This window comes from Streptomyces milbemycinicus, from assembly GCF_002154605.1.
Lineage (GTDB): Bacteria > Actinomycetota > Actinomycetes > Streptomycetales > Streptomycetaceae > Streptomyces > Streptomyces milbemycinicus.
On record NZ_MUNE01000658.1, the window covers coordinates 12,774 to 27,807 of the forward strand.

At 68.5% G+C, this 15,034-nt stretch carries 11 protein-coding genes; 7 read left to right on the top strand and 4 right to left on the bottom strand.

The window, feature by feature from the left end; translation table 11 throughout:
- Positions 1–71: 71 nt before the first annotated feature.
- Positions 72–1,400, bottom strand: coding sequence for a serine hydroxymethyltransferase (gene glyA, locus CCN51_RS41835; RefSeq protein WP_014174154.1), 1,329 nt, complete (start codon positions 1,398–1,400; stop codon positions 72–74).
- 107 nt (positions 1,401–1,507) lie between these two features.
- On the opposite strand from glyA, the gene CCN51_RS41840 reads away from it, so the two are divergent.
- Positions 1,508–2,173, top strand: a complete 666-nt coding sequence (locus CCN51_RS41840; RefSeq protein WP_014174153.1) for a GntR family transcriptional regulator — start codon at positions 1,508–1,510, stop codon at positions 2,171–2,173.
- An 88-nt stretch (positions 2,174–2,261) separates the two neighbouring features.
- On the opposite strand, the gene CCN51_RS41845 is transcribed toward CCN51_RS41840, so the two are convergent.
- Entirely contained in the window at positions 2,262–4,115 is a 1,854-nt protein-coding gene (locus tag CCN51_RS41845; protein WP_014174152.1) for a helix-turn-helix domain-containing protein, read from the bottom strand.
- Positions 4,116–4,480: 365 nt separating this feature from the next.
- Between CCN51_RS41845 and CCN51_RS41850 the strand changes: the two genes are divergently transcribed.
- The 5 genes from CCN51_RS41850 (at position 4,481) to CCN51_RS60330 (ending at position 11,884) form a co-directional block, all read left to right on the top strand.
- Positions 4,481–5,821, top strand: a complete 1,341-nt coding sequence (locus CCN51_RS41850) for an MFS transporter (protein ID WP_014174151.1) — start codon at positions 4,481–4,483, stop codon at positions 5,819–5,821.
- A gap of 144 nt (positions 5,822–5,965) precedes the next feature.
- Complete coding sequence (locus tag CCN51_RS41855) at positions 5,966–7,342, top strand: NAD(P)/FAD-dependent oxidoreductase (protein WP_043486233.1); 1,377 nt, start codon at positions 5,966–5,968, stop codon at positions 7,340–7,342.
- A gap of 140 nt (positions 7,343–7,482) precedes the next feature.
- Positions 7,483–8,382 carry a 4-hydroxy-tetrahydrodipicolinate synthase gene (gene dapA, locus CCN51_RS41860; RefSeq protein WP_014174149.1) on the top strand — a complete coding sequence of 300 codons (900 nt, stop codon included), beginning with the start codon at positions 7,483–7,485 and terminating at the stop codon, positions 8,380–8,382.
- Positions 8,383–8,385: 3 nt separating this feature from the next.
- On the top strand, positions 8,386–10,557 hold the full coding sequence (locus CCN51_RS41865; RefSeq protein ID WP_014174148.1) for an aldehyde dehydrogenase family protein: 2,172 nt from the start codon (positions 8,386–8,388) through the stop codon (positions 10,555–10,557).
- A gap of 799 nt (positions 10,558–11,356) precedes the next feature.
- Positions 11,357–11,884: an oxidoreductase gene (locus CCN51_RS60330; RefSeq protein WP_014174147.1), complete on the top strand. Its 528-nt coding sequence runs from the start codon at positions 11,357–11,359 to the stop codon at positions 11,882–11,884.
- Positions 11,885–11,933: 49 nt separating this feature from the next.
- On the opposite strand, the gene CCN51_RS41875 is transcribed toward CCN51_RS60330, so the two are convergent.
- Both CCN51_RS41875 and CCN51_RS41880 read right to left on the bottom strand, forming a co-directional pair.
- Entirely contained in the window at positions 11,934–12,698 is a 765-nt protein-coding gene (locus CCN51_RS41875) for a GNAT family N-acetyltransferase (RefSeq protein WP_043489179.1), read from the bottom strand.
- Between the two features lie 139 nt (positions 12,699–12,837).
- Positions 12,838–14,220, bottom strand: coding sequence for an NDP-hexose 2,3-dehydratase family protein (locus tag CCN51_RS41880; protein WP_014174145.1), 1,383 nt, complete (start codon positions 14,218–14,220; stop codon positions 12,838–12,840).
- A gap of 727 nt (positions 14,221–14,947) precedes the next feature.
- On the opposite strand from CCN51_RS41880, the gene CCN51_RS60335 reads away from it, so the two are divergent.
- Positions 14,948–15,034: hypothetical protein (locus CCN51_RS60335; protein WP_425444793.1), on the top strand; the 87-nt coding region annotated here is incomplete at its 3' end.

The following is a 15,034-nucleotide window of genomic DNA, read 5'->3' on the forward strand; positions in this document are numbered from 1 at the left end:
GCCGCGTCTCCGTTCAGATCGGGATGTTCAGCTGGGGACGTTCAGGTGGGGATGTGTCCAGGCGGGGACGATCAGGCGGGGATGGCCAGGTGGGGATAGAGCAGGTGGGGATAGAGGGGGAACGCGCCGGCGAGCTTGTCGACCCGGTCACGCAGCAGGCCCGCGCGCTCGTCGCTCAGCTGCTCTTCCTTGAGGGCCTGGGCGATGATGTCGGCGACTTCCCGGAACTCCGTCTCGCCGAAGCCCCGGGTGGCCAGGGCCGGGGTGCCGATCCGCAGCCCGGAGGAGACCATCGGCGGGCGAGGGTCGAACGGGACCGCGTTGCGGTTGACGGTGATGCCGATGCGATGCAGCCGGTCCTCGGCCTGCTGCCCGTCGAGCGTGGAGTTGCGCAGGTCGACGAGGACCAGATGGACTTCGGTGCCACCGGTGAGCACCGTGATCCCGGCCTCGGCCACATCGTCGGCCAGCAGCCGGCCGGCGAGGATACGGGCGCCGTCCAGGGTGCGCTGCTGGCGCTCCCTGAACTCCTCGCTCGCCGCCACCTTGAAGGCCACCGCTTTCGCCGCGATGACATGCTCCAACGGGCCGCCCTGCTGACCAGGGAAGACCGCGGAGTTGATCTTCTTGGCCAGGTCGGCGCGGCTGAGGATCACCCCGCCGCGCGGGCCGCCGAGGGTCTTGTGCGTGGTGGTCGTCACGACATCGGCGTACGGCACCGGGCTCGGGTGGAGGCCCGCGGCCACCAGCCCGGCGAAGTGCGCCATGTCCACCATCAGATACGCGCCCACCTCGTCGGCGATCCGTCGGAACGCGGCGAAGTCCAGTCGGCGGGGGTAGGCCGACCAGCCGGCGACGATCAGCTTGGGCCGGTGGGCGAGAGCGAGCCGCTCTACCTCGTCCATGTCGATGCGCAGATCGGACTCGCGCACGTGGTACGGCACGACTTTGTACAGCCTGCCGGAGTAGTTGATGCGCATGCCGTGGGTCAGATGCCCACCGTGCGCCAGGTCGAGGCCGAGGATCGTGTCGCCGGGATCGAGCAGCGCGAACATCGCGGCCGCGTTCGCCTGGGCGCCTGAGTGCGGCTGTACGTTCGCCGCCTCGGCGCCGAACAGTTCCTTCACCCGGGCGATGGCCAACTGCTCGATGACGTCGACGTGTTCGCAGCCGCCGTAGTAGCGGCGGCCGGGGTAGCCCTCGGCGTATTTGTTCGTCAGTACCGACCCCTGGGCCTCCATGACGGCGGCCGGGGCGAAGTTCTCCGAGGCGATCATCTCCAGGGTCGACTGCTGACGGCGCAGCTCGGCGTCCACCGCGGCGGCGACATCGCGATCGAGCTCGATGATCGGGAGGGAGAGGGAGGAGGTGACCTTGGTGGTCGACGGGTTCGTTGCCATCTGTGCACCATCCTGAGAGCCAAACTACCGGACAATTGATAGGCAACTGATATATCAGACTCTGCGGTAAGGTATGGGAGCTCGCCCGAGCAGGTCAAGGGGGCATCATGCAGAACGTGGCGACCGAGCCGAGGGGCGAGGAACTGTCCCTCGCCGAGCGCGCCTACCGCGCCATCCGTGACCGGCTCGTCATGCTCGAGATCCGCCCGGGCGCACCGATCAACGAGGACCAGCTGGCCCAGGCCCTCGGCGTCGGACGCACGCCGGTGCGCGAAGCGCTCAAGCGGCTCCAGTACGAGCGCCTGATCGCCACCTACCCCCGACGCGGCACCTTCGCCACCGACGTCAACATCACCGACCTGGCCCATATCTCCGAGGTGCGCCAGGAACTCGAACCCCTGGCCGCCGCCCAAGCCGCGCGGCGCGCAACGGCCGCGGACCGCGCGACCCTGACGGCCGTACGGCGGGAGCTGGAGATCGTGGATCCCCGTCGGCAGGACGCCACCGAGCTCATGCACCTGGACCTCTCGGTCCACCGCGCCATCTATGCCGCCACGCACAACCCGTATCTGGAGGACACCCTCGTCCGCCACGACAACCTGGCCACCCGCATCTGGTGCCTGTTCATCGACCGTCTGTCCGACATGGCCGGCCACGTCGCGGAGCACGGCCCGTTGATCGACGCGATCGTCTCCGGTGACCCCGACCAGGCGGCACAGCTCGCCCGCAGCCATGTCGAGGGCTTCGAGCGGGCCATTCGCGGCGCCATCTGACACGGCGCCGTGATGCGCTGAGGCCGACAACTCGTCTCCGAACCGGCGAGTTGGAGATGCGGCCGGTGGGGCCGACGGTCGCCCCGCGTCAGTGTGCGGCGCCCCGCGGATCCCCCGGGCGCAGACGGGGCCTGCCCGCCAAGGCGGTCCACAGATGCGGGGCGACGTCGTCCTCGGGGAGCTGGGCGATCATGTAGCGGACGCAGCGTTCGATCTTCACCCGCCACAGCCGGGCTGCCTCATTCCCATCGGCGTCGCGCAGCGCGTCGTGGACGGCGGTGTCCTCGTCGGCGATGGTGTCGCAGGCCTGGCTGTAGTCCATGTCCAGGACGTTGACGAACATGCGCAGGCGGGCCGTGAGGCGTTCGAAGGTACCGGCGGCCTGCGGGAGGTCCGCGATACGGGCGAGGGCGTCCTGGAACCGCAAGTCGACTTCACGTATCCGGGCGTGGTCGTTGTCCCGGGCGGCGGCGCGGACCTCCGCCAGGGCCGCCGAGGCCGGGGCGAGGTTGTCGCGGCCGAGCATGGCGATACGGCGCATGAGCAGCGCTCCGAGGCTGGCCCGCAGGGCGTAGAGATCGAGCACGTCCTTCGCCGTTACGGTGGGGATCGCGGTCGCGCCGCCGGGGAGCAGGTCGAGCATCCCCTCCTCGGCCAGTGCGTGCAGGCCCGTGCGTACACCCCGACGCGAGAGGCCGAGGCGGAGCGCGAGCGGGGCTTCCAGGACGCGGTCGCCTGGCTGGTGGTCGCCGGTGAGGAGGGTTTCGCGCAGCATGCCGACGACGGGGTTGGTGGTGATGGGGGCGCCGGGCGGCACATCGGGCGGTGTGATCTGTGCCGCCCTGGACAGGGCGCGGTGGTCGAGGGCGGGCACATCCTCGACGTTCGAGTCACTGTCAGGCCCGCAGATGGCCGGGCTGTCGTACGACGGGCGGAGAGCCGCGATTCGAGTGAAGGGGGCCGCGGACGGGGTCCATGTGCTCGACCAGGTCAGCAGCGCGTCTCGGAGGCGGGGAAGGTCCGGTGCGACCTCAGGAGGGACTTGGCCATCGGCGGCGAGCAGACGATGGGCCTCGTCGGTCCACGCCTCACGGCTGGGTGCGCGGTGCCAACGCAGGCGCACAGACGCGGCCGGGTCCGACCCGTCCAGGGCACCGCATGCCTGTGCGGGTATGCCGTACGCCAGCAGGTGCACGCTCGTACCGGCCCCCGCAGCCGACCTCGTCTGCTCCAGAAACGCGTCCATTGTGGAGTGGTCCGTCCCGGACGCGTCCTCGCCGTGCTGCCTGCCCCGCAGGTCCGCGAAGGCGCAGGCCACGGCCAGCACATGGGGCGGTTCCCGGTCCTTGCCGAACAGCCGGCTCGTGGCGGTCGCCGCAGAAGTGCGTGCGGGCCCGGCTCGTCCTGCGCGGGCCGTCACCGCGAGTACGCACACCGGTGGGGCGATGAACAGGCCCACCACCTCTTCGGCACGGTCCGGCAGGGAGTACGCCCGGCGCGGCCCAGCTGTGACGCGTTCTCCCCGCTGGATGCCGTAGGTCCGCCAGATCCGGCTCACCGTGCTCTGGCTCAGACCGGTCTCAGCCGCCATGGAACGAGTCGACCAGGTCCGCCTGGCATCGGGCGGGGGTGGTGTCAGGGTACGGACGAGGACGTGCGCGACTGTGTCGTCGTCGGCAGTGGGCGGCCGCCCGGGACGGGGCTGCTCGTCCAGGCCGGCCAGCCGTTCGGCGAGGAAGCGGGCGCGCCATTTGCCGACCATGTCGCGGGAGACCCCAAGGTGCCTGGCCACGTCACTGTTGGTGGGCTGCTCCGCGCACGCCAGCACGATCCGCGCACGTAGGGCCCGCGCCTGTGAACAGGTGCGACTGCGAGACCACTGCAGCAGCGCGGTCCGTTCGCCCTCGGTGAGGACCACGGTGTTGCGGGGGCGTCCGACCATGCCGGCAACCGTAGCCGAACTTTTGGTTCAGATGTACCCCGGCGGTCGGCGCGGCACCGGGGGCATTGTTGGCGGGCCGGGGCCTTCACATACTTCGTTGCCATCCGGTGGCCACGCCGCCGGCGTCCCCAAGAAACCGCGAGTTCGCTTCCCCGCGAGCCCGAGCCGACAACGCTCTCCGGGCAGCACTCGCCACATCGGAACCACAGTGTTCCTGGCCCGGCCCGCCACACCAAGACGCAGGCCGGGTGTCCGGCACCGACGACAAGACATCAACCCCGACCCTGGAACGGACATACCCTTGCCCTGGGTACGTCCGGGAACCGCTCCCGGAGGCCGTGATGACCGCAAGCGCTGGAAACAGAGTGGATGACGCGCCCCTGTCGCGCTTCCACAAGAAGCTCGCCCTGTACTCCTCCGGAGGTCCGTTCCTCGACGGCTACGTCCTGAGCATCATCGGCGTGGCCATGGTGCAGATCACGCCGCAGTTGCATCTGTCGTCCTCCGCCGAGGGCCTCATCGGCGCATCCGCGCTGATCGGGATCTTCCTCGGTGCCTTCATGGGCGGTTACCTCACTGACAAGTTCGGCAGGCAGGTCCTCTACACCATCGACCTGGTCGCCATCATCGGCTGCTCCGTCGCGCAGTTCTGGGCCACCGATCCGGTGTGGCTGTTCGTCCTGCGTCTGCTGATCGGCATGGCGGTCGGCGCGGACTACCCCATCGCCACCTCGCTGCTGGCCGAGTTCACGCCCCGCCGCTACCGGGGGCCGCTGCTGGGCGGCTTGGTCGTCATGTGGTTCGTGGGCGCCGCGGTGGCGTACGTCGTCGGCGAGGCGCTGCTGAACGTCGGTGACGACGGCTGGCGGTGGATGCTCGCCAGTGCCGCGCTGCCCGCCACGATCATCGTGCTGCTGCGACTGGGCACGCCCGAGTCCCCGCGCTGGCTGGCGAACAAGGGCCGTATCGAGGAGGCCGAGAAGGTCCTCAAGCAGGTCTACGGTCCGGAGGCGACGATCGGCGACCTGCTGGAGGAGGAAGAGCGCGAGAACGTCGACCTCAAGGCCATCATTCGTTCCGGTTACGGCGGACGGATGCTCTACATCTCCGTCTTCTGGACCTGTTCCATCGTGCCGCTGTTCGCCATCTACGCATTCGGCCCGAAGATCCTCGGCGCCCTCAAGCTCGAGGGTTCGCTGGCCAACCTCGGGTCGGCCCTGATCACCGTCATGTTCCTCATCGGCTGTGTGATCGCGTTGCTCGGCGTGAACCGCATGGGCCGGCGCCCCCTGGTCATCCACAGCTTCGTCTGGTCGGGGCTGGCCCTGCTGCTGCTCGGGATCTTCCCCGACGCACCCGCGGCCGTGATCATGGTCCTCTTCGCCGCGTACGCGGTCATCATCGGCGGCACCCAGATCCTGCAGTGGGTCTATCCGAACGAGCTGTTCCCGACCGAGGTACGCGGCTCCGCGGTCGGCCTGGCCTCCTCCGCCAGCCGCATCGGCGCCGCCGTCGGCACCTACCTCGTCCCCATGGCCCTGACCGACTGGGGCATCGGCGGCACCATGCTCGCGGCCGCCGCCATCAACGTCGTCGGCGCCGTTGTCTCCGCCCTGTGGGCGCCCGAGACCCGTGGCATGGCCCTGCACGAGGCCGCCGCACTGTCACCCAAGACGGAACCCGCCGGCCGCCCCGCGGCGGTCTGACCGTCGCTGTCACGACGGGCCCCCGCCCGGCGGGGGCCCGGGGCGCCTTGGTTGCCGTATCGGACGGCGTGTCCACGGAACGTCGTGCGGCCTCGCTGTTCGAGCAGCCGAGATCTTCCCCCACGAATTCGCAGGAGGTTATCCGTGAAAGACGTAGTGATTGTCGGAGGCGGGATCGCGGGACTGGCCGCCGGTTGGCGGCTGCGGCACTGGGACACGCTCCTGCTCGAATCCGAGGGACGGGTCGGCGGACGCGTCCGCTCGGAGCGGCGCGGACCGTACTGGCTCAACTGGGGCGGCCACGTCTACGCCGGTGGGAACTCGGCGACCTCGTGGCTGCTGAACAGCACCGGCGTCGACTCGGTACCGGTGCCCGGCTCGCTGGCAGGGCTGTCGATGAACGGCAAGCTGCTGCTCAAGGGCCGGGTGGAGAGCTACCCGTTCCGCATCCCGATGTCGATGGAGTCACGGGTCGGCATGGTCAAGGCGGGTGCCAAGGTCGCGCTGCAGGTGGCTCGTTACGCCCGGATCGTGGGGCTGCGGCGGGGCGAGACCGAGGCCCAACGCCAGCAGCGGATCTACGACTTCATGAACGACCGCTCCTTCAAGGACTTCATCGGCGACCTGCCCGAGGACGCCGAGGCGCTGTTCAAGCCCACGGTGACCCGTTCCGCCGCCGACATCGACCAGCTCTCCGCGGGCGCCGGCGTCGGCTACTTCAGCCTGGTGTGGAACATCGGCGCCGGGCTCTCGCAGAGCATCCTCGGCGGCCCGTCCACCCTCACCGAGAGCATCGCAGCAGCCCTGTCGGACCGGGTGCGGCTCAACTCGCCCGTCGACGAGATCGTCCAGAAGAACAACTCGGTCGTCGTCCGCTACCGGCAGGACGGCGTCGAGAAAGAGGTCGAGGCGCGCTACGCCGTCCTGGCCACCCCCGCGACCGTCAGCCACCGGATCGCCGTCGATCTCGACCGCGACCTCCGCGAGGCCCTGTCGAAGATCGTCTACGGCCCCTACGTGAGCGCGGCGTTCCTCAGCAACGAGACCGGACGCCAGGTCTGGGACGACGCCTACGGCATCGCCACGCCGAAACGGTCCTTCAACGTCGCGCTCAACATGTCCAACGTCGTACACGGTTACGCGGTGGAACGCCGGCCCGGCAGCAGCATCATGACCTTCTCGCCGGGCAGCCTGGCGCGCGAGTTGCTGGAGCACGACGACGACAAGATCCGCCGTATCTACCTCGACGACCTGGACCAGGTACTGCCCGGCTTCGCCGACAAGGTCATCGAGGCCGAGGTCCAGCGGTGGCCCACCGGCGCGCCCTACTGCTTCCCCGGCCGCGGCAAACTCCAGCAGACGCTGACCCGCCGCAGCGGCCGGGTCTTCCTGGCCGGTGACTACCTCGGCACCCTCTACACCGAGACCGCGATCTCGTCCGGTCTGTCCGCGGCGCAGGAGGCACGGAGCCTGCTGGCCACGGAGCCTGTTGGCCACGGAGCGGCAGACCGCCGCGCGTGACCGGTCCCCGGCGCACACCGCGTCGTAAGTCCGCCACCACGTCCGGAGCTCCAACAGCTCCGGGCACGACGAACCGATGAACCCCGCATCCGCCTCCGCCGGCCGATGCCCCCTACAGCTTCACCTGAGGAGACTCCAGAATGTCGGCACAGCTCAGCGGCGTCCTGACCGCACTCGCCTCCCCCTTCGCGGCGGACGGACAGCTCGACGAGAAGACACTGCGCCGCCTGGTCGACCGCAGCATCGACGGCGGAGTCGACGGCGTCGTCGCCTGTGGCTCCACCGGTGAGTTCGCGGCGATGAGCGCAGCGGAACGGCGCCAGGTCGTCGAGACCGTCGTCGACCAGGCCGCCGGACGCGTGCCGGTCGTCGCGCAGACCGGCGCGCTGAGCACCAGGGAAGCGGTCGAGCTCTCCCGCCACGCGCAAGCGGCCGGTGCCTCGGTGCTGATGGTGGTTGCCCCGTACTACGAGCCGCTCACCCTCGACGAGACGCTCCACTACCTGCGCACCGTCGCCGACGCCGTGGACGTCCCGATCATGCTCTACAACCTGCCGGGGGCCACCGGTGTCAACCTCTCACCGGAGACCGTAGGACAGCTCGCCCGTGAGATCGAGAACATCCAGTACATCAAGGACACCAGCGCCGACATGGCCCAGGCCGGACAGCTGATCCACAACTACGGCGACGTCATCTCCACCTTCGTCGGCTGGGACAGCCTGCTGCTTCAGGCGGTCTCCGAGGGCGCCGCCGGCGTCATGGCCGGCACCGCGAACGTCATGCCGGCCGAACTCGTCTCGATCCACCGCGCGCTGCGCGACGGCGACCTCGACCGCGCGCGAGCCGAATGGGCGCGGATCTATCCGCTGATGGACGCGGTCATGTCCGCTCCGTTCATCCCGGCGGTCAAGGCCGCCCTGAACGCGGCCGGGTTCCCCGCCGGAGCGCCCCGCGAACCGCTCCTCGCCCTCGACACCGCCACAACCGCCAGGATCTCCTCCCTGGTCGAGGAACTGCCGCAGCTGTCGGCCGCACGCTGAGCCATGCGATTCCTCGACGAACACGACGTCTGTGCCGTGTTCGACCTCGATACCGCGATCGCCTCGCAGCGGGCGGCGTTCGTCGGGAACGCGGGGACGAGTCGGCCGACCGTCAACGCCGTGGTCGCCGTGCCCGACCCCCACACCGGTGTCCCCCTGGCCTTCATGGACGGTTCGGCGCTCACGATGTTGCGTACGGCCGCCGCGAGCGCGATCGCGGTCGGGTCCTTCGAACGGCACCGCTGCGAGATCGGGCCCGACATCCTCCTGGCGAGCCGCCACGTCGTTGTCGACCACGAACAGACGGCGCGGCAGAACCGCGGTTCGATCGTCAGCGCTGGGGCGCAGGCCGGCGCGGCGGAGCTGGGAATCGTCGAACTCGGCCGTGTCCTCATCGGAGACGAGGCCGGTCGCGACGGCGACGACGACACGGTGACGTACCTGAGCGCCGGCCTCGGCGTCCAGGACGCGGGAGCGGCCTGGAGCGTCTACCGGCAGGCCCGGCAGGCCCGGCAGGCCGAGGCACGCGGAGTCGGCCGGAGCGTCGATTGGCCGGCCACGCCTGCGATGTCGCCGGACGTGACAGTCCCGCGCGCCCCACCCTCGCTTCGGCCCGCCCTCATCCGGCATTCTCCCGCGACCTCACTCAAGGAGTTACTGATCATGACCACTGCCGCCGGCCTCACGACGGTCACCATTCGACGCGCAGCCGACGCAACACCTCTGATCACCGAAGCCGACCTCCCTCCCGACCGGCATTTCGTCGACGGGACGTTCGTCGAGGGATCGGCCGACCGTGTCATCGACGTGGTCGACCCGTGTACGGAGAGCGTCATCGCCCGGATTCCCGAGGGCACCGCCGAGGACCTCGACCGGGCGGTCGCCGCCGCGGTGGCGGCCAAGGGCCAGTGGGCCCGGCTGCTGCCCAAGGAGCGCTCCGAGCTGCTGCACGCCATCGCCGACCGGCTGGCCGCGAACACCGAGCTCCTGAGCAGATTGGAGTCGGCGAACACCGGCAAGCCGCTCGCGGTGTCGACGGACGACGTCGGCCAGGCCGTCGACACCTTCCGCTTCATGGCCGGTGCGGTGCGTGCGACCACCTCCATGGCCGCCGGCGACTACGCAGAGAATCACCTGTCGCTCATCCTGCGGGAACCGCTCGGCGTGATCGGTGTGGTCACTCCATGGAACTACCCCCTGCTCATGGCGGCCTGGAAGATCGCGCCCATCCTCGCGGCAGGCAACACCCTGGTCAACAAACCGTCCGAGCAGACGCCGCTGACCACCGTGAAGTTTGCCGAACTCGTCGCGGATCTTCTGCCGCCCGGCGTGCTGAACGTGGTGAACGGGTACGGCGCGGTCGTCGGCGCCCGGCTCGCCGAGCACCCGGACGTGCACATGATCGCCCTGACCGGTTCGGTCGCCAGCGGTCGGGCCGTCGCCCGGGCCGCCGCCGACAGCCTCAAGCGGGTGCACCTCGAACTCGGCGGCAAGGCACCGGTGGTGATCTTCCCTGACGCCGACCTCGCGGCAGCCGCATCGTCCCTGCGCGTCGCCGGCTTCTGGAACTCGGGCCAGGAGTGCGGGGCCGCCTGTCGCGCCCTCGTCCACGAATCGGTTGCCGCGAAGTTCGTCGAGCAACTCGTCGGCGAAGTGCGCGAGGTGGTCGTCGGTGAGCCGCTGGCCGGCGAGGACGTCGAGGTCGGCCCGATGGTCTCGAAGGCGCATTTCGACCGTGTCACGGGGTACCTGGAGCGCGCGAAGAAGGAGGGCGTCCGGGTGGCGACGGGAGGCGGGGCCCTCGACGGGCCCGGCTACTTCGTCGCCCCGACCGTACTCGCCGACGTCCCCGAAGGAGCCGAAGCCGCCCACGAGGAGATCTTCGGCCCTGTGATCACGGTCGAGACCTTCACCGACGAGGACGAAGCGGTACGGCGAGCCAACGACGTTCCGCTCGGCCTGTCGGCATCGGTGTGGACCGAGAACGCCCGCCGTAGCCACGACATCGCCGGGCGCCTCGACTTCGGCACAGTCTGGGTCAACTCGCATCTGGTGCTGGCCAGTGAAGTCCCCTGGGGCGGCTTCAAGGGATCCGGCTACGGCCGGGACCTGTCGATCTACGCGCTGGACGACTATTCGCGCACCAAGCACATCATGCACAACCACGGGCGCTGATCCCGTACACCGACGCCGACCTGGCCCGCACCTGGAGTTCGCCGGGCGGATCAAGCAGAAGCTCTCCGTCCCGATCAGGCACGCCACCCGGGTCAGCGATGTCGCCACCGTCCGGTAGGCCATCGCGGAGGGCCTGCTCGATCTGGTCAGCATGACCAGGGCGTTGATGGCCGACCCCGAACTGCCCAACAAGGTCCGCGACGGTCGCACGGACCAGATCCGTCCGTTTGAACACCTACGTCACCGGCCGGACCCTTCTCGACCAGTCATGGGACGCCGTGATCGTCGCGACCCGCGGCACTCCCGCGGCACCTCGCATTCCCGGGGCCGGTCTGGTCAGTGACACCTGGGACGTACTCGCCGGGGTGAAACGGCCGCAGGGGCGGGTGATGGTCTACGACGACCACGGCGGCAACCAGGCACTCGACGCCGTAGAGGCCCTTGCCCGAGGAGGCGCCACCGTCGAGATCGTCACGCCTGAGCGAACACTCTCACCCGACGTCGGCTCGCTCACGGCATCCGGATACGTCAACTCACTGGCGGAGAGCGGTGTCACCGGCACGTTGCTCCGGCGGCTGCACGGGGTCGCCAAGACCGCGGAGGGGTTGGAGGTGGCGCTCGGTGTGGACGGGGGACGCGGTGGCCAGCAGAAATGTCCATGCCGCAATGCTGGATACCGACCCGCCGCTGCCGAACGATCTGAGCAGTCACCCGCGTACACCGTATCCAGGTCCAGCCCGACGCTGTCATCATGCTCGCCGGCGGCCGTCCTCCGCCAGACGGCCGTTGAGAGCGCGGGGTGCGGATCGTCGCGGCCATCACCCGGCCCGGCTCCGAGAAGGTGGGCGAGGATTTAGGCACGCTCGCGGGCATTCCCCCGCTCGGGGTCCCTGTTCGCAGCGATGCCAGGCAGACGCTCGAAGAGAACGAAACAGACATCGTGGCCGTCGCCGTCAGTACGTACCTCGACCAGGTCATGTACGACATCTACGCGACCGTCGTTCGGGCGGGGGCCAATGTGATCACGCTGGCCGAAGAGATGCTGTACCCCTTCCCGACCGCCGGGCCACGCGCGGAACAGCTCGACGAACTCGCCAGGCGGCATGGGGTCACCGCTCCATGCCCTGGCAGCCGCTATCGGGCTGACACCGAAGCAACCCGAGACACGGACCACGCCCGTCATCGCCACCATGTCGCCCGCCTGGGTTCGGGGCGTCCGCGGACCCGGCCCGACCGGGTCCGTGCCGACGAAGCGTATGCGTCCCGAAAGAACCGCGCCTACCTGCGCCGACGCGGCATCCGCGCGGCCATCAACGAGTGGCTGTGACCAGCACCGTCAGGAAATGCGGGCGGAGGGCCAGTGGAGTTTGGGTGGTTCAGGGGTTGATGGTGTGTTCGGTGAACTGGCCACAGGAGCGGAACCCCAGGCGGCGGTAGACGGGCTCGCCGTCGGCTGACGCCTGCAAGACCGCGATGCGGTGATCTCGGTCGCGGGCCGTGCGGAGTGCCGCGAGCGTGATAGCACCGCCGTAGCCACGTCGGCGGTGGGCGGCCAGGGTGGAGATGTTGTAGATACCCGCGACCCCCGCGTGATGAAACACTTCAGCCGAACAGACCGGACGGCTCTCCACGTAGCCGACCAGGTACCGGGCCGGGCAGTGCGCTGCCAGCGCCTGCGGGGCGGCCTGGGCGAAGAAGCGGCGGACGGTGTCAGCAGGCGGGTCCCAGTTCGCGGCGAGAACCGTGGCGTAGTCGGCAAGCTGTTCGGGCGTGGCCACCCTCTGGATGTCCAGTCCTTGGACGGCGGACAGTGGCAGGGTGTCGTCCAGCTCGGCCCACATCGCCGTCTCGCGTTCGGACGCCGACAGACCGGCCGCCGTCAGGCGGGTGGTGAGGTCCAGTGGTGTCGAGGCAGGCCCCACCCACCAGGAGAAGCGGCGGCCAGTGCGGGCCAGCGTCCGAGCGGTCTCGGTGATACGTGCCGTAGCGTTGGTGACGGTGAAGCGGGCCGCGGCAACGATGTTGAAAGTGTCGTCGTCCAGGCCGCTGTCGGCGACCAGGAGGTCACCAGCCTCTGTGACGGCCGCACCAGTCATGCTCCGATGCAGGTGACAGGCATGTTCCGCCAGGTTCCGTTCCATCCTGTCCATCAAGTCGGCTTCATTGAGGAAATGATCATTCATGGCGATTGATACCAGCATGACTGGGCGAAGATCGCATGCGATTTTGGGTCGTCCGCCGACGGTGTCGCGCTGGCGACCAGCACGTTCGATACGCGGCCTAAGACCATGTGGGACACGCTCCAAGGCAGGCGAGAAGCGTGCGGGCCTGGACATTGAGGTAGTGACCGTGACGGACGAGTCCGCTCAGCTGGGCGGGGGTGACCCAGGCGTAGCCAGGCGGCGGATCCTGGGGAGCCTCGGCCTCGGTGGCGTCGACGAGCAGGTAGCGGCTCACCGCGTTGCGGAACCGACCGCCCTCCTCCGAGTGCAGGGCACCGTAGCGGATACGGTCAGCCCCCGCGCCGAGCACGGTGTCGAGAAAGAGGGGGCGTTCCTTCTCTGGCAGATGAGCGTAGTTCTCGGGTGTGTACTGGACCGTGGGGCCCAGTTCGATGGTGTCCAGGAAGCCTCCCTCCACCCGGGCGTGCACCAGTACGTGCGGTATCCCGCCGAACTCGCGGATGAGGAAGGCGGCGACACCCGGACCGACCGGCTCGAACAAGGGCTGGGTCCAGCTGGTGACCTCGCGATTGCCCGCCAGTACGGCCACCGCGACCACCTTGAAGTAGCGGCCGTGCTCGTGCTCGATGGCCATGTCGTGGCGGCGCCATCCGGGCAGACCGGCCAGCGGGACGCGTTCGGCTTGGACATCATGCCGGGACCGCTCCCCGGTGATCCAGGACAGCAACTCGGTGTCGGGGAGCAGTGCGAGGCCCGCCGAATCGGGCACGGGCAGGCACGACAGGACGGTCCGCGAGTCCATATTGACGGTGTTGTCCTGGCGCAGCAGTTCGCCGATCTGCCCGAGAGTAAGCCAACAGAAGTCGTCGAGGAGCGGCACATCGCCGGTCGCCTCCACGATCATGTTGCGGTTCGACTTCCGGAAGAACCATGAGCCGTGTTCGGACTGAAGAACATCCGCGATGATACGGCCGCGGCCAGGACCGACGAAGTACTCGATGTACTTCACCCCCGCGCCCTGGTGAGCCTTGGTGTAATTGCTGCGGGTGGCCTGAACCGTCGGGGACAGTTGGAGCAGGTTGGGGTTGCCGGGCTCCATCTTCGCTTGCATGAGGAAGTGCGGCACCCCGTCGAACTCCTTGACCAGGATGCCGAGGATGCCGATCTCGGGCTGCTTGATGATGGGCTGGTACCAGTCGGCGTACGGGCCGTCGCCGTAGGGGCCGTCCCGCTCGGTGACGTGCAGGCCCTCGACGGTGAAGAAGCGGCCACTGCGATGGGTGAGGTTTCCCGTGGCCTCCTCGAACGACCAGCCGTCGAGCCGGTCGAACGGGATGCCCTCCACCTGGAACTCATTGGCCCGGCCGCGCTCGGCGAGCCATTCACGGAAGTCGCCGGTGGCCAGGTGTACGCCCTCGGTGGTGGCGGCCGACAGCGCCAGCCGGTCGGCCAGCCGCTCGTCACCACGTGGCCGCGGCATATGAGAAAGCATCAGAGAACTCCCTGGTCGAGAATGGGGTAGCCCGGCGTCCGACTGCTCAACCGACGTTGGACGATCTCCAACCGGCCTGCCCTCACGGCCTGGTCCAACTGGCCCGCTGGACAAGCTTGGTGCTGTTGATGGCGTCCTTGATTCGAATGATCACTACGCAACATGATCCTCGCAAAGATTAACGTAATGGCCTGGCCAGATCGGCGATCTGGGTTCAGGAAACAACAGCGACCGCTCGGTTGGTGTTTGGTAGCTCGGGTTGTCCAATGAGTCGCCAACCGCAGTCGAATGCGGGGCAGTTCGGCTTTGTGAGTGAAGTCACAGCGAAAGTTGAATGTTGTGCGTGATCACTGTCGGTGAGCGCTGTGAGGTTTCGCTTGTCGATCATGTGGCGTGTGGCCGTTCTTGGGGGGATCCCTGTGGTTACGTTGTGTGCCGCATTAGAGCAACGGCTGGGGGAACGAGGGTGTATGACGCCCTTTCAGATCATCGCGGACCTGCTTGACATGGTGCCTTAGGTGGGATTTAGCTTGGCGCAGTAACACACTACGGGGGTATGTCCTAGGCGTATGTCCTAACACGGTCTTTATCACTGTTCCATCCATTCTCGGGTGACCACCGGGGATGGATTTTGGCGCGACTTTTTCGATCGACTGAGCGGGGGCTGTCTGTCGTGTTGTCGGGTGTGGGTGTGGTGCGGGATGACGCGGTGGCTGTGGTGGGTTTGTCGTGTCGTTTTCCTGGTGCGTCGGGTCCGGGGGAGTTTTGGGGGTTGTTGCGGGGCTTTCGCTTATACACATCT

Coding starts and splice junctions, on each gene's coding strand:
- glyA (WP_014174154.1), bottom strand. CDS start 1,400: ATGGCAACGAACCCGTCGACCACCAAGGTCACCTCCTCCCTCTCCCTC.
- CCN51_RS41840 (WP_014174153.1), top strand. CDS start 1,508: ATGCAGAACGTGGCGACCGAGCCGAGGGGCGAGGAACTGTCCCTCGCC.
- CCN51_RS41845 (WP_014174152.1), bottom strand. CDS start 4,115: ATGGTCGGACGCCCCCGCAACACCGTGGTCCTCACCGAGGGCGAACGG.
- dapA (WP_014174149.1), top strand. CDS start 7,483: ATGTCGGCACAGCTCAGCGGCGTCCTGACCGCACTCGCCTCCCCCTTC.
- CCN51_RS41865 (WP_014174148.1), top strand. CDS start 8,386: ATGCGATTCCTCGACGAACACGACGTCTGTGCCGTGTTCGACCTCGAT.
- CCN51_RS41875 (WP_043489179.1), bottom strand. CDS start 12,698: ATGGAACGGAACCTGGCGGAACATGCCTGTCACCTGCATCGGAGCATG.
- CCN51_RS41880 (WP_014174145.1), bottom strand. CDS start 14,220: ATGCCGCGGCCACGTGGTGACGAGCGGCTGGCCGACCGGCTGGCGCTG.